General features: G+C 42.0%; 15 protein-coding genes. 2 read left to right on the forward strand and 13 right to left on the reverse strand.

Features of this window, described 5'->3' with window-relative positions:
• Positions 1 to 142 precede the first annotated feature (142 nt).
• Positions 143 to 1,000: a MurR/RpiR family transcriptional regulator gene (locus K7887_RS19430; RefSeq protein WP_223491254.1), complete on the forward strand. Its 858-nt coding sequence runs from the start codon at positions 143 to 145 to the stop codon at positions 998 to 1,000.
• A 56-nt stretch (positions 1,001 to 1,056) separates the two neighbouring features.
• On the opposite strand, the gene K7887_RS19435 is transcribed toward K7887_RS19430, so the two are convergent.
• The 11 genes from K7887_RS19435 to secA form a co-directional block, all read right to left on the reverse strand.
• The gene (locus K7887_RS19435; protein WP_223491255.1) at positions 1,057 to 2,064 is read right to left on the reverse strand and encodes a DUF1646 family protein; all 1,008 of its coding nucleotides are present in this window, start codon (positions 2,062 to 2,064) and stop codon (positions 1,057 to 1,059) included.
• 130 nt (positions 2,065 to 2,194) lie between these two features.
• A complete protein-coding gene (locus tag K7887_RS19440) occupies positions 2,195 to 3,391 on the reverse strand; it encodes a PDZ domain-containing protein (RefSeq protein WP_223491256.1) in 1,197 nt (398 codons plus the stop codon).
• 90 nt (positions 3,392 to 3,481) lie between these two features.
• Positions 3,482 to 4,960: a S41 family peptidase gene (locus tag K7887_RS19445; protein ID WP_223491257.1), complete on the reverse strand. Its 1,479-nt coding sequence runs from the start codon at positions 4,958 to 4,960 to the stop codon at positions 3,482 to 3,484.
• Between the two features lie 319 nt (positions 4,961 to 5,279).
• A complete protein-coding gene (locus K7887_RS19450) occupies positions 5,280 to 6,623 on the reverse strand; it encodes a murein hydrolase activator EnvC family protein (protein ID WP_223491258.1) in 1,344 nt (447 codons plus the stop codon).
• A gap of 105 nt (positions 6,624 to 6,728) precedes the next feature.
• On the reverse strand, positions 6,729 to 7,622 hold the full coding sequence (ftsX, locus tag K7887_RS19455; protein WP_223491259.1) for a permease-like cell division protein FtsX: 894 nt from the start codon (positions 7,620 to 7,622) through the stop codon (positions 6,729 to 6,731).
• Positions 7,612 to 8,298: a cell division ATP-binding protein FtsE gene (gene ftsE, locus K7887_RS19460; protein WP_223491260.1), complete on the reverse strand. Its 687-nt coding sequence runs from the start codon at positions 8,296 to 8,298 to the stop codon at positions 7,612 to 7,614. Before ftsE ends, ftsX begins: the two co-directional genes overlap by 11 nt.
• A gap of 386 nt (positions 8,299 to 8,684) precedes the next feature.
• Positions 8,685 to 11,096, reverse strand: coding sequence for a S8 family serine peptidase (locus tag K7887_RS19465; protein ID WP_399208768.1), 2,412 nt, complete (start codon positions 11,094 to 11,096; stop codon positions 8,685 to 8,687).
• A 306-nt stretch (positions 11,097 to 11,402) separates the two neighbouring features.
• The gene (gene cccB, locus K7887_RS19470) at positions 11,403 to 11,735 is read right to left on the reverse strand and encodes a cytochrome c551 (RefSeq protein WP_010196951.1); all 333 of its coding nucleotides are present in this window, start codon (positions 11,733 to 11,735) and stop codon (positions 11,403 to 11,405) included.
• 60 nt (positions 11,736 to 11,795) lie between these two features.
• Positions 11,796 to 12,665, reverse strand: a complete 870-nt coding sequence (locus K7887_RS19475) for a YitT family protein (protein ID WP_223491261.1) — start codon at positions 12,663 to 12,665, stop codon at positions 11,796 to 11,798.
• A 372-nt stretch (positions 12,666 to 13,037) separates the two neighbouring features.
• A protein-coding gene (gene prfB / locus K7887_RS19480) for a peptide chain release factor 2 (protein ID WP_223491262.1) occupies positions 13,038 to 14,136 on the reverse strand; the annotation gives its coding sequence in 2 pieces (ribosomal slippage) (positions 13,038 to 14,063 and positions 14,065 to 14,136; 1,098 coding nt in all).
• Between the two features lie 500 nt (positions 14,137 to 14,636).
• A complete protein-coding gene (gene secA / locus K7887_RS19485; protein WP_223491263.1) occupies positions 14,637 to 17,150 on the reverse strand; it encodes a preprotein translocase subunit SecA in 2,514 nt (837 codons plus the stop codon).
• A gap of 245 nt (positions 17,151 to 17,395) precedes the next feature.
• On the opposite strand from secA, the gene K7887_RS19490 reads away from it, so the two are divergent.
• Positions 17,396 to 18,868: a cell wall-binding repeat-containing protein gene (locus K7887_RS19490; protein WP_223491264.1), complete on the forward strand. Its 1,473-nt coding sequence runs from the start codon at positions 17,396 to 17,398 to the stop codon at positions 18,866 to 18,868.
• A gap of 49 nt (positions 18,869 to 18,917) precedes the next feature.
• Here K7887_RS19490 and K7887_RS19495 read toward each other — a convergent pair whose 3' ends face one another.
• Both K7887_RS19495 and hpf read right to left on the reverse strand, forming a co-directional pair.
• Complete coding sequence (locus K7887_RS19495) at positions 18,918 to 19,787, reverse strand: DUF6843 domain-containing protein (RefSeq protein WP_223491265.1); 870 nt, start codon at positions 19,785 to 19,787, stop codon at positions 18,918 to 18,920.
• A gap of 176 nt (positions 19,788 to 19,963) precedes the next feature.
• A complete protein-coding gene (gene hpf / locus K7887_RS19500; RefSeq protein WP_010196969.1) occupies positions 19,964 to 20,524 on the reverse strand; it encodes a ribosome hibernation-promoting factor, HPF/YfiA family in 561 nt (186 codons plus the stop codon).
• Positions 20,525 to 20,859 lie beyond the last annotated feature (335 nt).

A 20,859-nucleotide genomic window follows, 5' to 3' on the forward strand; every position in this document is an offset into this window, starting at 1 on the left:
ATTAAATAGAAAAATATTTTTTGTCTTGTTCCTATTATGAAAAAAAATTCCCCAAAATGCAAGCGTTATCAAAAAATAGTTTCTTTTTTTTTGAAACCTCTTTATGATAGATAGTAGATTACTATTTCTGGAGGGTCGCACCATGAACAGACAAGAATCGCAATACTGCATGATGCGCATACGTTCCCACTATCCACAATTCAGGGGGAAGGAGCAAGTCATCGCGGACTATATCCTCAATAATCCACAAAAAATTGTCCACAGCACCATCAACCAGGTTGCCGATGATCTCGGTGTAGCCGACTCCACCGTATTCCGTTTTTGCCAGCGAATCGGCTTTAAAGGCTATCAGGCGATGAAGATTGCACTCGCAACGGAAATTGTGGAGCCTATTCAAGATATTCATGAAAATATCATGGAACATGACAGCGAAAAAACGATCGCGGAAAAAGTTTTCCGATCCAATATAAAAACGCTTGAAGATACGTTAAAAATCCTAGATGATCAAGCTTTTCACCAGGTGATCAGCGCCATTCTCGGGGCCCGGAAGGTTGAGTTGTTCGGAAGTGGAGGATCCAATGTCATCGCCATGGACGCCTATCATAAACTTATTCGCACAGGTATTTCGGTGAACGTTCAGTCTGACACTCACATGCAGCTTATGTCTGCCAGTCAACTGACAGATGAAGACGTGGCCATCATCATTTCTCATACTGGTGCATCCAAGGATATGATGCACATTCTTGAAGTGGTGAAAGCAAGTGGAGTGAAGACAATCGGCATCACCAACTTTGCAAAGTCTCCGTTGAGTCAAGGAGTGGACATCGCACTGTACACGATGTCTGAAGAGACCGATTACAGATCAGAAGCATTGGCCTCCCGAATCGCTCAGCTTGCCATGATTGATGCCATTTATGTGAATGTGCTCATGGCGAAGAAGGATGAGGGAAAAGAGGCACTGCAAAAGGTTCGTGCGGCGATATCAGTGAAGCGAGTTTAGGCTTCACACAAAAAAACACGGAAGTCATCAAAGTGACTTTCGTGTTTTTTTCAGTACTATATGACAATAAAATAATAAATCACCATCGCACCAAGTCCAACAGGAACCCCATGCCTTGCCCACTCTTTACTTGTAATCCCAAGCTTTCCCGCAGCGATGATATTGGGAATATTCCCAGGCACCAACATTCCCCCACTTATCATGAGACCAAGCAAAATCACCCGGATGACTGCCGGATCCAGTTCGGCACTGATTTCTGCAGCCGCAAGTGTCGCATTATCCAAGATGGCAGATGACATATTGAACCAGTACAAAACAGAAGGATCCATTCCTAAAAAGTAGGTAGAGACAAATGGTTCAAATCCCGCACCAAGAAAAGTCAATCCCATTACAAAGAAGTAGATTTTCAAGCCGCGAAGAAAAATTTCTTCATAGCTTTCCCTGTCCTTCACACTCCGCACCATTTCGTTAGCTCCTGGTGCTTTCACCATGAAGGCAGCAAGCAAGCCGAACAAGAATAAAGATAAGAGGACATCCTTGCCAATCAACCTGAATAGGTAAAAGAAATCCCCGTTCAACTTACTGATTGTCACGATGGATAATGGCTCCCCAATCGGCGTCAGCGCTGCACCAAGTCCTATGGAAAAACAAGCAAGGACTGTAAGCCTTATTTGCTCTCTTTTTTCAAGATCAAGCCCTACCACGATGAATACTAATAGGAGCGCAGCGATAATTGCTGTAATGACACTAGAAATTAATCCAAGAAACACAACAAGTAAAAAGATAAATAACTTAAATGGGATTTTATTTTTCAAAAAGCGAAGAATTCGGCTAAATGGCATCTGCAACCATCTGAAAACCAGTCCCGCCATTAGGACTGCAAGCGAAATTAAGATTGGATCGGTTGCGGCGATGAAGAACAGCTGTTCATTGTATACTCCACTTACCATACTAGCAAGTATCCCCATGCTTAACAGGAAAACTTCCATATTATCTTCTATTTTTTTGACAAGTAAAGGTCCCAATAAAACGACCAGAAAAATCGATATCAATCCGAAATCCATTTTTCACACTCCCGCTGTCTGTAGAAATTCTTTAGATAACGGTTCATGTATATGCAGTTATTGGACAAACATTCCTGTGTAAACAAAGAAGAGACATGCGCTCACATAGGCCATGTCTCTTTAAAAATAACTATACAGCTTCCGTCTGCTTCCACTTCTTCCCGACTTGTACGAACAGTAATCCCAATTCATGGTGGTCACCTTCGTATAAGGCAGTTTGGGCAAAACGGGCTTCACCGTTTGCATCCACGACTTGCAGTTTGCAAAAAGCCCTGTTTTGTTGAAGTGCTTCGTAAAAATTCGAAACGGTATTTACCGGTATATTGTTTACTTTTGTAATTACTTCTCCAATTTGGAGGTTCATTTTCTCAGCCGGACTATCCGGAATCACCCCAAGAATGACCAATCCTTTGTCACGTTGAACAAAGATCGGCTGGTGCTTCTCGTCCTCTGTTTTGGCCCTATAATTCAGCCATTCCCTACCTACTACAGCAAAGACTGCTGCAAGGATGGAGGCATTTTCCCACCATAAGCTGCCAACTCCAGTCAATACTACCACTACGGCAAGCAGAACCAATTGTCTACCTACAATCGGGATCGCATCTAGCGGTAAGCTTGCTTTTAGTCGTTGATAATAACCCATACTGAATGGAACAAGCCACAAGGAAAGAGTTTGATCTCCCAATTGCAGGACAGGCCACCATTCAAAGCTTGTCTCGATTCCTCCAGCACCAACAGGCACGAATAAGAATAACGGAAGAATCCATACTCTCTGGACAACATGTGTACCTACCGGCAGCCCACGCTTACTTTTCTGAAGCTGTGGAGAGGTCTGGACGGGTGCCTGCTTCCAGACAAACATTCCTTCAGCAACCATGATTATCCCCATCAGTATGGCAAGTGTCGGCAAATGTGTTGCTTCAACAGATTCAGCCAAGCGCTGAAAAATGGTGACACCAGTCTCCAATTTTGGAACAAGCACAACTGCCAAAATAGTAAACCCGAATATGTAGGCAGTAGAAAGCCATCTCGGCTTAATGAAGAGGGTAAAAATGATGCTAAAGAAACTAAGGATTACGATCGTTCCAAAAGGAATGATCACTCCCAAACCAATTGTCAGCACAGATAAAGCGAGTCCAACCAAAAGACTCTTGGAGGCCTTTTGAAACTCCGTCAGGCCGTATTCCACTCGTATATGAAAGTCATGGCGTTCTCTTTTGACGCGAAAATACCCCAATACTACTGCAACGGCTAAGGTTACATAAAGGACAGGGTGGATGAAAAGGCGTCCCACTCCTATCAGCAATTCCCAAAACCATGAATCCATCACCCGATCACCGCCTAAACATACAAACTTTCCTTTTATTTTACCACAAAAAAGTCAGCTCCCACCATAGCGGGAGCTGACTGTGATAATTTATTTCAGCAATGTTTTGATTGCCTCTTTCAGTTGTACGTCGTTCTCTTTCGCGCGTACCGCTTCAAGGAGTTGTGCTTGCAGCTGTTCTGCTGTCTGTGTGTCAACTTTTCCAGATGTGGATAAGTCATTTTCAGCTTGGAAAGACTTCACGGCATCTTCCGTTTCCTTGCTGAAATAACCATCTTCACGTCCTGGATCAAAGCCAAGTCCTTTCAACATCACTTGTACATTCTTTACTTTTTCACTATTTGTATCAAGGGCCAGCTCTTCATCTTCTTCCATGTTGATTGGATTCGCATAGAAGTAGTCCGGCTGTTTGACAGGTACTGTCGGCTCCACACCATCGTTATGAATCCAGTTCCCATCAGGTGTTAACCACTTATAAAGAGTCAGCTTCAGGTTACTGCCATCACCAAGTTCTAATGCTTGCTGAACAGTTCCTTTACCGAAAGAAGCATCCCCTACCACTTCATAGTTGCCTGCTTCTTTTAACGCACCTGCTAAAATTTCTGAAGCAGACGCACTTCCTTTATCAATCAAGGTCACGATTTCATATGGTTTTTTCTCAGTCAAAGAGGAGAAGAAACGCTGTTTTTCCCCATCACGCTGTTCAATTTGCACATACGGCTTTTCCTTTGTTACAAGCTCAGCAGCAATAATCTGAACTTGATCTAAAAGGCCACCTGGGTTACCGCGGACATCGACTACCAAGCCATCAATGTTCTGCTCTTCCAGTGCTGCCAACCGCTCTTGAAAGTCTTTCCCGGTATCTTGTGAGAAGGAAGTAATCTGGATGTACCCAACTTTCTTTCCATCTTGTTCGATTGTTTCAGAATACACCGTTTCAATCGGAATCGTATCGCGTGTCACGTCTACATTGAACGGTTCCTGCACGCCGGGACGCTGAATTTCAAGTGTCACAACAGTCCCTTTTTCCCCACGGATTTTAAGTACTGCCTCGTATAAATCCAAGCCTTCTATGTCTTCGTCATCTACTTTGAGGATTTGGTCATTTGGTTGCAGTCCAGCCTTTTCAGCAGGGGATCCTCGGAATGGAGACACAATGGTCACCTTACCGTTCTGCATGCCGACTTCTGCCCCTATTCCTTCAAAAGATGATTCGAGTGACTGTGTAAATTGCTCTGCCGTATCTTTATCCATATACACGGAGTATGGATCCTCCAATGTATTGACCATCCCTTGTATGGCGCCTTGTATAAGTTTTTCTGATTCAGTTTCCTCCACATAGCGAGAAGAAATAAGTTCATATGCCTGTTGAATTTTTTCCATCTGTGCCGCCGTTTGTTTCGGCGATTCCTGCGGTGCAGCTTGCTCTGTGTTATCAGTGAGAGGATTTTGCACGGAAGGTACCGCTGCAGCTGGTCCATGGCCGAACCACTGTAATCCTGCATACATTCCTGCCGCTCCAACTAGAACTGATACAACCATTAATACTGTAACAATTTTGCGATTCATGAAAGCTCCTCCTCATCCTATACCCCGTACCGAACGATAGATATGACGCAATTGTACCATAGCCGGCGTTGGTTGAAAATTATTAAAACTTATGTAAGTGGCTAAGGTGCGGGGGACGTTCTTAGAAAGCCTGTCCCACTTGCCAATATTCCTCGTTCCTGAAGCAAAAGGCATCACACAGGGAGTGTAATGCCTTTTATAGTGTAAGTATATGTGATGAGCGGGGATATTATGTGAAGGAATCTGGAAAAGTAAAGGAGAGCACAAAAAAACACAACCCCGCCGTCTAGACTAACGGCGAGATTGTGTTGGTTATAAATTAAAAGTTGATATAAGATGCAGGGTTCACTGCGTTGGATTTTGATCCATTCCAAGAACCTTTGTGCAATTCAAAGTGCAAGTGAGGTCCAGTTGAGAATCCAGTGTTCCCCATGTTACCGATGAATTGACCTTTAGATACGGATTGACCTGCACTTACTCCTAAACTTTCCAAGTGAGCATAAACAGTTGTCCATGTTTGACCATCAATGTAATGCGTGATGAAAACTACATTCCCATAAGAGCTGGAGTAGTAAGCTTGGAATACTGTACCGCTTCCTGCTGCTACTACAGGTACATTTCCGCTTCTACCGTTTTTCCCAACATCGATACCATAGTGCTGGGAGCCCCAACGAGTACCGAAGCCAGAAGTTACACTACCAGTTGTCGGTCTTGTCCAAGATCCGGATGAAACTGGTGGTGGCGGTGAAGAAACTTGAGTTGGTGGTGGTGCCGGCTTACCTGCAGCTTTTGCAGCTGCAGCTGCAGCCTCTTGTTCTTTACGTTGTTGCTCTTCCAGGCGTTTTCTTTCCGCCTCTTGTTTTGCGCGTTCCTCTGCTTCGCGTTTAGCGCGCTCTTCCGCAGCTTTAATTTCAGCACGGATTGCTTTTTCTTGAGAAGCTAATACTTCTGCTTCATTTTCAAGTTCATGAATTTCATGCATTGTTTCTTTTTCTTTTTTCTTCAATTCAGCAAGTAGCTTATCTTTTTCTGCTATCTGACCTTTTAATTGAACTTCCATATTCTCTAAATCAACTAGTTGTTGTTCCAATGAAGCCAGTTGCTCACGCATTTCTAGTTGTTTTGCTTCAAGTTCTTTCATGTCATTTTGATGAGCTTGTAGAATATCACGATCGGCTTGAACAATTGTTGCTACCGCACCAACGCGGTCCAGAAAATCTCCAAAGCTTTGTGCACCTAATAATACGTCTAAGTAGTTCACGGCTCCTCCACCCTGTTGGAAGGAACGAGCGCGATCTTCTAGAAGCTCATTTCTTTTAGCAATACGCTCTTTAAGTACTTCTATTTCTTCTTTAAGTTTTTCAATATCTTTACGAGTTGTATCTATTTCTTCTTTTTTACCACTGATTTTATTTTTTGTTTCTGCAACAGCTTTATCAAGGCGTTCTACTTCTGCTCTTATCTCCGCTTGCTCAGCCTGCAGCTCACTAACCTCATTTTTCTTTTCAGTTCTTGTAGATTCATTTGATGATTGTTGATCCTTTACTTCGTTAAGCTTTTGTTGCATTTCGTTCGCAAAAGCTTTTTCAGATAGTCCCGAAGCGAAGAATCCGGAAAAGCCAATGACTGCAGCAATAGCGATTGTACCAATCTTTCTTCTCATCCCTTACTTCCCCCTAAACTCTTATGTACCCTGACAGGAACAAATTGGTTGTTCCAATCAGGTTTTCTGTATTTTCTAAGCGGGTAATACAATTATAGTAATCTCTTACACTCGTAGGAATTTCCGAACGGACATCATGCTTCCCCACATACCGATAAACGCACCAATTGCAATTAAGATTCCAATGACTTGGAATGCGAATGGGTAAAACGGAAGCAACTGAATAAATGTACCTTGAATTCTTGGTTGAACAAGATCTATTAAATAATAGTAGGATGTTAGGATAATCCCAATCGGTACGAATGAACCGAGAATTCCTAACCACAATCCTTCTAAAAAGAACGGCCAACGGATGAATCCGTTTGTTGCTCCAACCAATTTCATAATTTCAATTTCTTTTCTTCGTGCAAATATGGTGATTTTGATCGTGTTGGATATGAGGAACATTGCCGTAAATACTAGTCCAAGAATAAGGGCCAGTCCAACGTTTCTCGCAATCTCAAACACTTTAAACAATCTTTCCACCGTTTCTGCACCATAGATAACTTTATGTGTAAATTCCAGCTCGTCAATTTTCTTGGCTGCTGTAATGGTTTCTTGTGGTGTTGCTGTCTTAATAATGAAAACATCATATAGCGGATTGTTTTGTTCAAACAGCTCAAATGCTCCGCCGTCTTCTCCAAAACTATCTACCAATCCTTTTAACTCTTCTTCTTTGGATGAAAAGTCGACTGTTTCCACTTCAGGTAAGTTTTGTATCTGCTGTTTTAAAACTTCTTGATCTTCCTTATTGGCTGTAAGGTCAATATGAACCCGAATTTCTACATCACTTTCAATTTCCGATGCGACATTGTTCAAGTTCATCATTAGTACAAGGAATACTCCAACTAATAGGAGAGTAACCGTCACAGCACTGACAGATGCAAATGTCATCCATCCGTTACGAGCTAAGCTTTTAAAACTTTCCTTAAAGTGTCGCAGTAGAGTTCTAGGCTTCATAACCGTAGTCCCCCTCTGCTTGGTCACGCGCTATCTTCCCATTTTCAATTGCAATTACACGCTTCTTAATGGTGTTTACAATCTCACGGTTGTGCGTGGCCATTACTATCGTCGTACCTTTTTCGTTGATTTCTTCAAATATGTTCATGATTTCCCATGAGGTGTCAGGATCAAGGTTACCTGTCGGCTCATCGGCAATCATTACTTTTGGTTTATTCACTATCGAGCGCGCGATGGAAATACGTTGCTGCTCTCCACCTGAAAGTTCGTTTGGAAGATGACGTGCCTTATGCTTTAGCTTGACAAGATCAAGTACTTCCATAACACGTTTTTTGATATTTTTCGGACTTTCTTCTATTACTTCTAAGGCAAATGCTACATTTTCATAAACTGTCAACTGAGGTAAAAGCTTGAAATCCTGAAATACTACTCCGATGTTTCTGCGAAGTAAGGGAACCTTGCTTTCCTTCAGCTTTGAAAGATTTACTCCGTCTATTACAATATTTCCGCTTGTGGGCTTTTCTTCCCTGTACATCATTTTGATGAACGTGGATTTACCAGCACCACTTGGACCTACTACATAGACAAATTCGCCTGCTTTAATTCTTATATTAATACCATCTACAGCTTGTACGCCGTTTGGATATTTTTTATAGACGTCTTGCATTTCAATCATTTAATCACCTATTTGGGTCAAAGATTTGAATCATTGCATTCCTTCTCACTACAAAAAAAGAGATAGAAATATTCATTAAGCAATTGCGGAAGGTCGATAAGACTAGTACATGAAATTTGCAATATGTATATTTATCTAAAATTTCCGCATAAATTCACTTTATTATTATATCATCTATTTCGACAAAATAAGAGTTTTTATTATTACAGTTTCTTTTCAAATCCAAGTCATCGTTGGTAACAAAGGGATTTTTTTCCTAAAAGTAGAAAGATGTCGAATGTAATTTGTCGTTTTTTATGGAGAAAGAGAAAAAAACACCTTCGGGGGTCAGACCCCCGAAGGTGTTTTTGATGTTTTGTAGAATACTATAAGGTTATCAATAAATGTTATTGAATGGTTAGTGGATCAGCTGCTAGAATGGCTCGTGAGCTATTTCCTTTTTTGGCGTATACTGCTACACGGTAAGTACCTGCTGGAAGTTCTGTTCCATCAATTAACTTTCCATCCCAGTCATGGTAGTTGTACCCCTTACCAAGGTCAGAAGCAGTTAAAGCAGTTCCAATCTCTACACTCATATCTGCTGAAAATACCCAAACTTCCAATTCTTCCGCTCCACCAGGAAGGTAAGAGTAGAATTCAAATTTGTTATCTCCCATTGGAGTAAATCCAAAGTGAGTAACACGAGGGTAGTCCGGCTCGCCTATAAATAGAATAGTAGGAACTTGGATTTCCGTGTCTCCTTCTGTTACCACTAAGTGGCCTTCATAGTAACCAGGCTCAAGCTTAGAAGCATCTACTTGTACGTTCACATTTACCTTTTGTGTTTTTCCAGGGTTTACTTTCAAGTTCTTGCTTGTCGTTACCTTCACATGTTTTCCTACTTCATTTTTGAAAGAGAATTCCATGTTGTATTTTTTTGTTTTGTTTGAAAGGTTTTGAATCTCGAATTTTTGTTTTTCTACTTGCTTGCCTTTCTTCTTATCAAATACACCGAAAGAGTAGCTGCCAGGGTTCACAAGTGTTTCTGCTTGTAATGCATCAACCACACGTATGCTTCCCGCCCCTTGAGAGTTATGGGCATATTCTTTATCAGTTACCGGATCAATCAATTTTTCTGCCGTGTTCATAAGTGCAGATTTCACTTCGTACACGCCCCACTCAGGGTTCGCTTGTAGGATTACCGCTGCTGCTCCTGCTACGTGCGGAGATGCCATGCTTGTACCCTGTTTTGCACCGTAACCGTGTGGATTAGCAGGGTCAAAAGTAGGTACTGTACTCACAATGTTTACACCAGGTGCAGAAACGTCTGGCTTGATCATCCAAGTGTCTACTACTGGACCTCGGGAAGAGAATCCTGCCATAGTTTCGCCGACTCTTTCTGAAAATGCAATATCAAAGCTTACTGTTACATCATCTACTTTTGCTAATAATGCCTGTCCATCTGCTTGATTCAACATAATAGTCGGTACAGCCATACCAGGAATTAATGGCATGTCTCCAGCTACGTTATTATAAAGAACCGCTCCAACAGCTCCTGCTTTCTTAGCTTCCGTTGCTTTATCAACAAATGCGATACCAGCTCCGCGGCTGATTAAAGCAACTTTCCCTGTTAAATCTTTTCCAGCGAAATCAGCAGGTGCCCCAAATCCAACATCTACTAATTCAAAGTCTTGATCATTCAGTTCAAGTAATGCTTCCTCAGATGGGAATCCTTGTACCGCAGAAGATTCATAAGATACACCGTCAGAAGTTGTTGTTGTTGCTGTAAATACGTTGTAAGGAAGCTGAGTAGCTCCTACAGAAATTGCTTCACGGGAAGTTCCCGGAGAACCAACTGTCCAGTTGTTTGGACCAGCGTTACCATTTGAAGTTACTGCTACTACTCCTTCAGCCATCGCTTGATCAAGAGCAATGGAAGTTGCCCAGTCAGGAGCGTTTAGTGAGTTTCCTAAAGATAAGTTCATTACATCAGCACCATCAAGAACTGCGCGCTCAATAGCTGCTACTACGTTTTCAGTGGACCCGCTTCCGCCAGGACCAAGAACACGGTATGCAAGTAATGTAGCGTCTGGAGCTACACCTTTAATTTGACCATTTGCTGCCACTGTTCCAGCAACATGGGAACCATGTGTTGTAGCCGCTCCACGAGGGTCACCTGTAGGCGTTTCTTGTGGATCTGCATCGTTATCAACAAAATCCCATCCTAAGTACTCACCGAAGTTTGGTGCCAAATCAGGATGTGTGTAATCTACACCAGTATCAATGACTGCTACTGTTACACCTTCACCTGTAAATCCAAGGTCCCAAGCTTCGTTAGAACCGATGAATGGCGCGGAATCAACCATTGCCGGGCTGAATTCCTCTTCGGAAACAACCTCAGTAGTTGTGTATTCCACGTTCGGATATACCGCTTTTACACCAGGAGTCGCTAATAGACTAGGAATCTCGTTTGCTGGAATCTCAAGGGAGAAACCGGAGAATACATGGTCATACTCACGCTCTACTTTGTTTTTGGAAGTACGTGCTGCCACTTCCTTCTTTACTTTATCACGAGCACTTTTCAGATTCTGCTTAGACTGCTTTTTCCCTTTGTGCTTTGCTTCAACGATTGATTCTTCCTTTAATTCGACAATAACTTTAACTGCTTTCGAGGATGATAAATCAAAATCTCCTTGTAAAGTTGCTAACTCAAGGTTTTCATTCCCTGTGTTAGCAGAAACGCCATTTGTAGTAAAAGTACTGAAAACAAGTACCAGTACTAGCAAAGGCATGAATGCTGCGACTAATTTCTGCTTCAAATCATCCCACTCCCCTTTTATTGTATCTTACGTCTTATGTAAAAAATTCTAGACAAATACTTAAGTACCAATTACTTACGTTTGTCCAAAATCTTTACAAACCAAATTATATTTCAAAAATTTAAATTTTCAATATCCTTTAACGTATTAAACGAACAATTCCGACAATTCAGTTATAAAGAACCGACAAAATCCCACAAATACCCAACAAAAACACGCTGAATAGACTACTTTACACTCCAGAAAAATAGGTAATTAAGAACATAAAAAAGAACCCTCCATTATTTAGGAGAGTTCCGTTTGTTTTTATTTATGCTGTGCCAACCATTCAGCTAATACCGTTGCATCTTCTTCTGGCACAAGACCGGCCGGCATGTTTCCTTGACCGTTGTTGATGATGCTTTCAATTTCTTCTTGACTGTATTTGCTTCCTACTTTTTGTAGGTTTGGACCACTTGCGCCCTCCATGTTGTTACCATGACAGCCAATACAGCTTTGATACAATTGCTGCGCTTCTTCATTTTCCACCATAGTGAATTCGCCACCGCCGGATGTTTCCTGCTCTTCGTCACCGCCGCCACATGCTGCAAGCGTTAATAAAGAAGATCCGAGAACAAAAGCCATAAAATACTTTTTCATAGGTAGGTCCCCCAATTTTGAGATGTAATAATTACCAAGATTGTTTTTATTATATCCTATTTACTCTCTTTTAAAACCCTCACCTAACACTTCAGATGCGTTAGTTACGACCACAAATGCAGAAGGGTCAATGGTCCGGACTACTTGTTTCAATTTTGTGAATTCCGTCTGATCGACCACACACATCAGAACAGGCAATTCATTTTCCGTGTAGCCCCCGTAAGCAGCAAGCTTCGTTACTCCACGGTCGATTTTTGTAAGGATGGCACCCTTGACTTCCTCTTCCTTCTTGGTAATGATGATGGCCATCTTGGAATACCCTAGGCCCACTTGTACGAAGTCAATGGTTTTGGAGGTGACGAATAGCCCAATGAGGGCGTACATTCCAAGCTCCAAATCAAATACTACTGCGGCCGAGATAACAATTAGCCCGTCAATCATCGCGACACATGCCCCAAGCGTCAGCCCCGTATATTTATGGATGATTTGTGCAGCAAGGTCTGTTCCACCTGTTGAGGCGCGACCACGGAAAACCAGCCCGAGGCCAAGTCCGACACCAATTCCTCCAAACAATGATCCAAGCAACGGATCCTGTGTTGCCGGAGTAACATTACTCGTCCAAAGCACAATTAAAGGCAGTGTAATCGTGCCGACTAATGTCTTTAAACCGAACTGCTTTCCAAGTAGAATCACCCCTGCTAAAAAGAGCGGAATGTTAAAGCATAATTGCACGATACCTGGCTCCCAGTCCAAGAGCGCTTTCAGTATGGTACTGATTCCACTTACCCCACCGGAAGCAACCTGGTTCGGCAGTAAGAACAGGTTAAACGCCAGTGCCACAATCGCAGACCCCAACACCACATATGTATATTCTTTCACCCGTTGATACACGGGATTCACTTGATACCCATTTCTATTTTTACGACTCAAATTTAAGCCCCCCAGAATCTTTCTAAAATACACACAACGAGCAAGAGTATAGCATGCGATTATAAGGGTGTAAATGGCATTGGTATAACGTGGTAAAGCGTTAATGGAAGTCTATATAAACTACGACCGTTCCTTTCCGCTACAGTCACTCGCTTTCCACGGGACGATGCTTGAGCCTCCTCACTTCGTTGCGGGGTCTCAACCTACCGTTACCTCCCGTAGGAGTCGAGTGACTTTCGCTCCAATCCACTCATTTGTCTGTAGAAAGACTACTTTTTTTAGATTGTCCTTCAATTATCACAGTATACTTCCCCTAATTGAATGCAAAAACACCCCCAGCCGACAAAGGGCCAGAGGTGCTACCATTATCTCTTAAAGTTTCGATCTTAAATAAGCATCAATAAACGGATCCAAATCGCCGTCCATAACTGCTTGTGTATTGCCGACCTCCGTGTTTGTACGGTGGTCTTTTACCATGGAGTAAGGATGGAACACATAGGAACGGATCTGGGAACCCCAGCCGATTTCCTTCTGCTCGCCGCGGATCTCATCCAGTTCCGCCTGCTGCTCATCCAGCTTCTTTTGATAAAGCTTAGCTTGCAACATTTTCATCGCGCGCTCACGGTTTTTAATCTGGGAACGCTCTGTTTGACATGTTACAACCACATTGGTCGGGATATGCGTTATACGAACCGCGGAATCGGTCGTATTGATATGCTGTCCACCCGCTCCACTTGCACGGTACGTATCAATTTTCAGATCCTCCGTACGAATATCGATCTCAATGTTATCGTCAAACTCCGGCATAACCTCACAAGAAACAAAGCTTGTGTGACGGCGGCCAGATGAATCGAACGGAGATATACGCACAAGACGGTGTACCCCTTTTTCCGCCTTCAAATAACCATAAGCATTGTGACCTTTAATCAATAATGTCACACTCTTGATTCCCGCTTCGTCTCCTGGCAGATAATCAAGCGTCTCCACTTTAAAGCCTTTACGTTCAGCCCAACGAGTGTACATACGCAACAGCAAGGAACCCCAATCCTGTGACTCCGTACCGCCAGCACCAGGATGCAGCTCAAGAATCGCATTGTTCTTGTCATGCTCACCGCTCAACAATAATTGAAGTTCAAACTTGTTGAAATCCTCTGCTACTGTTTTCACTTCACTGCCTAGCTCTGCTTGCAGCTCCGCATCTGGCTCTTCTTTTACCAATTCATATGTCAGCTGCAGGTTTTCATAGTTCTCACTCAACTCATGAAACTGTCCTACAGGCTCTTTCAAAGCGTTCGCTTCGTTGATGACGACCTGCGCTGCATTCTGGTTGTTCCAGAATTCCGGGTTGGACATCTCATTATCAAGCTCGGCAATACGACGTTCTTTGGCCTCTAAGTCAAAGAGACCCCCTAAACTCGACTAATCGCTTAGCCATCTTTTCTAACTCGTGACGAATTTCTACTAATTCCATTTATTTCACCTCATAAAATTTTCACTAACACGGATTTAACCCTCATTAAACGAACAGGGCAACTAATAGTCTATATTATCGTATTTCACAAAAATAAAAAAGTACCTGAGTGATTGTGCTCAAAAGAAGGAGCCAGAATAACAGGGTAACGCGATTATTTCCTTTGCTAAAATAGCTATTTCAAAAGTTAATCCGAAACGCGACCGCTGGACCCATTCGAAGGGCTCATTTTCTATTTTCGGTTATTCAAACGTTGGTTTAAAAAGAACTATATTAAAGTAGTAAAAACACCGAAAAACCGCCTTTTTTCACCTTATCCTACAATAGCTATTTCAAAAGTTAATCCCAATCAGAACGGCTGTATCTATTGGGATCCCTGTATTTCTGTTTCCGCTTATTCAAACGTTGGTTTAAAAAGAACTATTTCAGAAAATATATACATCCTCTATTTACATGGAAAAAGTGAGGCCGATTAAGCCCCACTCTCCCCAAAACCACCATTAGTTTTTTCCGCAGCAGTTTTTATATTTCTTTCCGCTTCCGCAGATGCAAGCATCATTACGGCCAACGTCCATTACTTTTTTTACTGGTTTTTTCTTTGGAGGCTCTCCGCCGCTCTCTTTAGGAACAACCGCTTGGCCTTTTGCCACTTCTTCACGTTGCAGGTTGTTGCGGATTTGTGCCTTCATGACATACTTCGCTACATCTTCTTCGATAGAAGCAATCATCGTTTCAAACATCGCAAAACCTTCGAATTGATACTCACGAAGCGGATCAATCTGACCGTATGCACGCAAGTGAATACCTTGACGCAACTGATCCATAGCATCGATATGATCCATCCACTTGCTGTCCACCGCACGAAGAACGATAACTTTCTCGAACTCACGCATTTGTTCCGGTGTAAGCTCCTGTTCCTTTTCATCATAGCGAGCTTTTACTTTCACGACGATAAGCTCGGACATTTCTTCCGGCTCTTTACCGCGAAGGTCGTTAAGTGTAACTGCGCCTTCCTCTAAAAGGTTCGCATCTACATAATCAATAATTCCTTGCAGGTTCCAATCTTCCGGAACTTCCTCATTTGGAGTATAAAGGCCTACTTGACGCTCAATTGTGGAAACAAGCATTCTTTCCACCACTTCACGCAAGTTTTCGGAATCCAACACTTCAAAACGCTGCTTGTAAATGACTTCACGCTGTTGACGAAGAACATCGTCATATTGCAATAGCTGTTTACGTGCATCAAAGTTGTTACCCTCCACACGTTTCTGCGCTGATTCCACCGCACGGGAAACCATTTTACTTTGGATTGGCTGCGTATCATCCATACCCAAACGCTCCATCATTGTTTTCATATTGTCAGAGCCAAAGCGGCGCATCAGTTCATCTTCCATGGAAAGATAGAATTGCGTCACACCTGGGTCTCCTTGACGTCCGGAACGACCACGAAGCTGGTTATCAATACGACGGGACTCATGACGCTCTGTACCGATTACAGCAAGACCGCCCACCTCTATCACGCCTTCTCCAAGCTTGATGTCTGTACCACGACCGGCCATGTTCGTTGCGATCGTTACAGAACCCTTTTGACCAGCTCCAAGGATAATATCCGCTTCACGAGCATGGTTTTTCGCATTCAACACGTCATGCTTAATGCCGCGTTTTGTAAGAAGTTTAGAGATAACCTCAGACGTCTCGATTGCGACCGTACCAACAAGCACAGGTTGTCCAATTTTGTTACGTTCTGCGATATCATCCGCCACCGCATTGAATTTGCCTTCAATCGTTTTGAAAATAAGATCTGCACGGTCATCACGCACGATATCTTTGTTTGTCGGGATGGCAATAACGCTCATATTATAAATGTTACGGAACTCCTCTTCCTCTGTTTTCGCTGTACCAGTCATCCCGGCAAGCTTTTCGTACATACGGAAGTAGTTCTGGAACGTGATCGTTGCAAGAGTCATGCTCTCATTTTGGATATCCAAGCCTTCTTTTGCCTCGATTGCTTGGTGAAGTCCGTCAGAATAGCGGCGGCCTTTCATCAAACGACCTGTAAATTGGTCAACGATGACTACCTCGCCTTCCTGCACGACATAATCTACATCATGATGCATTGTTACATGAGCTTTCAATGCCTGGTTGATATGATGATTCAACGTAACATTACCCACATCAAACAGATTCTCGATGCCAAATGCTTTCTCCGACTTCGTAATTCCGTCTTCTGTCAACTGCACACCTTTTGTTTTCACATCATATGTGTAATCAACATCTTTCACCAATGTACGTGCAAATGCGTTTGCTTGGATATACAATGCTGCAGACTTCTGGGCGCTACCAGAAATAATCAATGGCGTTCGCGCTTCATCGATTAAAATGGAGTCAACTTCATCGATGACGGCATAATGAAGCGGACGCTGTACCATCTGCTCTTTGTACAACACCATGTTGTCACGCAGATAATCAAATCCGAACTCATTGTTTGTACCATAGGTGATATCCGCTTTATACGCTTCAATTTTCTCATCACGGGACAGTCCGTTCAGGTTCAATCCGACAGTAAGGCCAAGGAACTCATAAAGCTGACCCATTTCTGTTGCGTCACGGCTTGCCAAGTATTCATTGACCGTTACAACATGGACGCCTTTTCCAGTGATCGCGTTCAGGTAAACAGGCATCGTTGCCGTTAACGTTTTACCTTCCCCCGTTTTCATCTCGGAAATGTTTCCTTCATGTAAGGATACGCCCCCCATGAGCTGTACTTTATAAGGATAAAGTCCGAGTACACGCTTAGACGCCTCGCGAACGATCGCAAAAGCCTCAACCATCATGTCCTCAAGCTTCTCACCTTTTTGATAACGCCCTTGGAATTCAGCCGTTTTCTCTTTTAGCTGCTCATCCGTAAGCCTTGCCACATCAGCACTAAGGGAATCTATCTGATCCGCCATTTTTTCCAGACGTTTCAATTGACGCTTATTCATATCAAACACTTTATTTAATAAACCAAGCATACAAACGCTCCTCTGTAACTATAGTCTTATAGCCTAAATAATATATAAATTTTAACACTTATTGGGGGTGGGTACAACTTATTACCGGATTTACGACAACGTTTTCCATTTCTCGAAATTTGTCAAGAAGATTTCTGTCGAAACAACAAATATATTTTTCGCAATTGGCTATTCCATTTTTAGTAAAATGGCCCTATAATCATTCTGTCACAACAAAATTTTTGACAAAATCGGAGGAACAAAGCGTGTTAAAAAGTAAATTTTTTGTCGTTGTCCTAGCTTTTATTTTTGTACTATCTTCACTTGCTACACCTGTTGCAAATGCCTCTGGCTCATTTTTTAAAGATACAAATCTTGAACAAGCAGTAATGGACAGTCTTGAAGTGGACGAACTAGATGAGAACAGTTTCGCAGACTTCATTGAGCTATACGGTTCTGATTATGGAATCGATAGTTTAGAAGGTTTAGAGAAATATGGTACAAACCTTGTCACTTTATTTTTGGATAGCAACAACATCTCTGATTTATCTCCATTATCCAACTTGACTCAAATAGAATACCTAGATCTTTCCTATAATAATATTTCCAACATCAAACCTCTTAGCGGGTTAAAAGATTCTTTCTTATCACTTGGATATAACAACATCTCTGATATTTCTATTTTCAATGGTTGGACATCAGCATGGTTGGACCTTTCAGGTAACAACATTTCTGATATCACACCATTGAAAAACTTAACAGAAGGTGTCGTTTTCATAACGGAAAATCCATTGAACGATAAATCATTAGAATTAATTAAACAACTTGAAAAAAATGAAAATCTTATGATCATTCATGACGGCTCTAAATTTGCTGAACGCCTTTCTGGTCAATCTAGATTTGAAACAGCTGTTGAGATCTCCATGACAGGTTGGTATGAAGCAGATACAGTAGTACTTGCAAACGGATTGAACTTTCCTGATGCACTTGCTGGAGGACCATTGGCATATGCAATGGATGCACCAATCCTATTAACTCGCCCTGAAACATTACATGCAGCAACAAAAGAAGAAATCCTTCGTTTGGGAGCAAGGAAAGTAGTCATTCTAGGCGGAAAAGCAGCAGTATCGGAAAAAGTTGAAAATCAACTTAAAGCACTAGACATCAAGATTGATAGAATAAACGGTGCTGACCGTTACGAAACAGCTAAAAAAATTGCTGACCGTTTAGGGTCACAACATGACGAAGTTGTAGTAGTGAGCGGTAAGAACTTCCCAGATGCATTATCCATCGCACCTTATGCAGCGATGAATGAATTACCAATCCTACTGGTAGCACCTGACAAAGTCCCTGCTTCCACTAAAACAGTACTAAGCAAAGCTACTAAAACTCTTGTTATCGGTGGGCACGCTGCAATTGGAAAATCTCTTGAAAAAGAATTTCCTAACCACACTCGAATCTCTGGTGCGAACCGCTACGAAACTGCAGCAAATGTTATGGAAAAATTAGAAATGGATCCTATGCATGTATTTGTTGCAAACGGCAGAGGATTTGCAGATGCTTTAACTGGTTCTGTACTAGCAGGTTACTACGGTTCCCCACTTCTATTGGTTAACCCAGACGAAGCACCAGAAGCGACGATGATGGCTGTAGAAGAATACAACATCAACAACTTTACTATTTTAGGTGGAGAAGCTTCTGTACCTGAATTTGTAGTAGATCAATTGCTACGTGACTAATAGATAGATGCAAAAAAGCACTGCAAATGCGCAGTGCTTTTTCTTTTTTCTAATAATATCCCCAATACTTTAATACTTCCCTCGTCTGGGCGTCAAACCGCTCCTTCCCAGACCTCTGAAAATCTTGACCACAACTCGAATTTGTTACTTGAAAAACTCCATATGCCACACCCATACTCGAACTACTACCAGATCCATAATGAATACAGGAATCTTCAATTTCCGACCTATTTCCTAGTTCATCCACATAAAAATATTTATCCGTTACCCTTCCAGACCTCCATTCACTAGATGTCTGGTAGATGGCATACTCCTCGATACCTGAACCTTTTAAGGTTGGAAGTTCCTCCACACGTAGAGGTATCATGAAGAACTCGTCCTCTTTTGCGATACTTTCTTCATTTGGCACATTATATAAAACAACAATAGAGCCCTCATACCCCTCCGGAATTAAATAAATGTTATTCGTCTCCACCAAGTGAGAAGTTGTCTGAACATGCACACCCCAAATCGCCAAAGCAGCAAACGGAATAACACTTAGTAACTTCAAGAAATGAAGCTTCTTATTTCTGTCGTTTGGTGTATCCTTGACAACCTTGATTCCCTCATCAATAAGATAGAATAATACAGCACAAATAATTGAAAAGAATGCAAGCCCTTCTATCACGACCCCTGCTATGTAAGCTAAAAACACATATATAAAACCTGCAACAAAAACCCTGCTCTTCGCTAAACTTTTGGTTAGGAATTCAGATATAAACGAAACTGGTATACCATATATAAAATTCCCGAATAAGGCAAAAATCAGAACAAGTAAAATAAACCCTTTCTGTTCTGAATCCCATGAGCTCATAAGTAATAGACCTAGCGATAAAATAATACTTGAAAACAATGCTGCCACTAATTTTCTCAATAACATTCTTTCTCTCCCCTTTTCCAAGAGAACCATTATCCTCCAATACTCTTCCAGAATATCTTATCACACGGGGACGTGATAAACCGTTATTTTCCGACAAATACCTGCATCATTTCCCAAGAAATTACGACAAAAAAAGAGGCCCACATAGGACCCCTTTAATTTAAAGTATTCACTTTCTAATAAGACTCAATCAATCCATATTTCCCATCGTTACGCTTGTATACGACGTTGGTTTCATTAGTCGCTGCGTTTAAGAATACGAAGAAGTTATGGCCTAGCAAGTTCATCTGTAGGATCGCTTCCTCACTGTCCATCGGCTTCAGGTTGTAACGCTTCGTACGAACCAAGTCTGCTTCGTCCTCATCATCTTCCACTGCCACATGGGCTGGAGCGCCATTATCGATCACTTCGTTAAATAAGTATTTAGGTGAACCTGTATCGCGAAGCTTACGGTTGACCTTTGTTTTATGTTTTCGTATTTGTCGCTCTAGTTTATCTACGACAAGGTCTATCGCTGCATAGAGATCATCGTGACTTTCTTCTGCACGTAATACTAGGCCTGTCATAGGAATGGTCACTTCAATTTTTTGTTGGTTGTTGTAGACTTTCAGATTCACTTTGCATTCTGCATTGTCTGTGGAATCAAAATAGCGTTCAATCTTTCCGATCTTATTCTCTACATAATCTCGGATTGCTGGAGTTACCTCAATGTTTTCACCGCGTACGTTGTACTTCATAAACGAACTCCTCCTTTTGTTCCTGCTTGGATTTTCCTTGCATCCAAACAATCTGCCTACGTTTCCTTCCTTTTTATGTGGGAAGGTTAAGCTTGCATTAAGCTTATGTAAACATATTTCTACAATACCCAACAGAATTCCTGCCTAAACGTAAAAGAATTGTTAAGAATTTGTGAATGGTTTTGGATTGGCTTGTTCTTGTGGGGTGAAACAAGTATATGCGTGGAGATGGGAAAACTTTCATGTATTTTTAGTTACTACTTTCAACTTCCTGTTTCCTTTCGTTCCAGATGTTCGCTTTCCGAGGGGCGGTGCTTGAGCCTCCTCACTGCGTT

The sequence above is a fragment of the Sutcliffiella horikoshii genome (assembly GCF_019931755.1).
Taxonomy (GTDB): domain Bacteria; phylum Bacillota; class Bacilli; order Bacillales; family Bacillaceae_I; genus Sutcliffiella_A; species Sutcliffiella_A horikoshii_E.

What these genes read in the sequence shown, in the direction of transcription:
- ftsX (WP_223491259.1), bottom strand. Translation starts at nt 7,622, where the DNA reads ATGAAGCCTAGAACTCTACTGCGACACTTTAAGGAAAGTTTTAAAAGC.
- K7887_RS19450 (WP_223491258.1), bottom strand. Translation starts at nt 6,623, where the DNA reads ATGAGAAGAAAGATTGGTACAATCGCTATTGCTGCAGTCATTGGCTTT.
- K7887_RS19495 (WP_223491265.1), bottom strand. Translation starts at nt 19,787, where the DNA reads ATGTTATTGAGAAAATTAGTGGCAGCATTGTTTTCAAGTATTATTTTA.
- ftsE (WP_223491260.1), bottom strand. Translation starts at nt 8,298, where the DNA reads ATGATTGAAATGCAAGACGTCTATAAAAAATATCCAAACGGCGTACAA.
- cccB (WP_010196951.1), bottom strand. Translation starts at nt 11,735, where the DNA reads ATGAAAAAGTATTTTATGGCTTTTGTTCTCGGATCTTCTTTATTAACG.
- K7887_RS19435 (WP_223491255.1), bottom strand. Translation starts at nt 2,064, where the DNA reads ATGGATTTCGGATTGATATCGATTTTTCTGGTCGTTTTATTGGGACCT.
- secA (WP_223491263.1), bottom strand. Translation starts at nt 17,150, where the DNA reads ATGCTTGGTTTATTAAATAAAGTGTTTGATATGAATAAGCGTCAATTG.
- hpf (WP_010196969.1), bottom strand. Translation starts at nt 20,524, where the DNA reads ATGAAGTACAACGTACGCGGTGAAAACATTGAGGTAACTCCAGCAATC.
- K7887_RS19430 (WP_223491254.1), top strand. Translation starts at nt 143, where the DNA reads ATGAACAGACAAGAATCGCAATACTGCATGATGCGCATACGTTCCCAC.
- K7887_RS19440 (WP_223491256.1), bottom strand. Translation starts at nt 3,391, where the DNA reads ATGGATTCATGGTTTTGGGAATTGCTGATAGGAGTGGGACGCCTTTTC.
- K7887_RS19445 (WP_223491257.1), bottom strand. Translation starts at nt 4,960, where the DNA reads ATGAATCGCAAAATTGTTACAGTATTAATGGTTGTATCAGTTCTAGTT.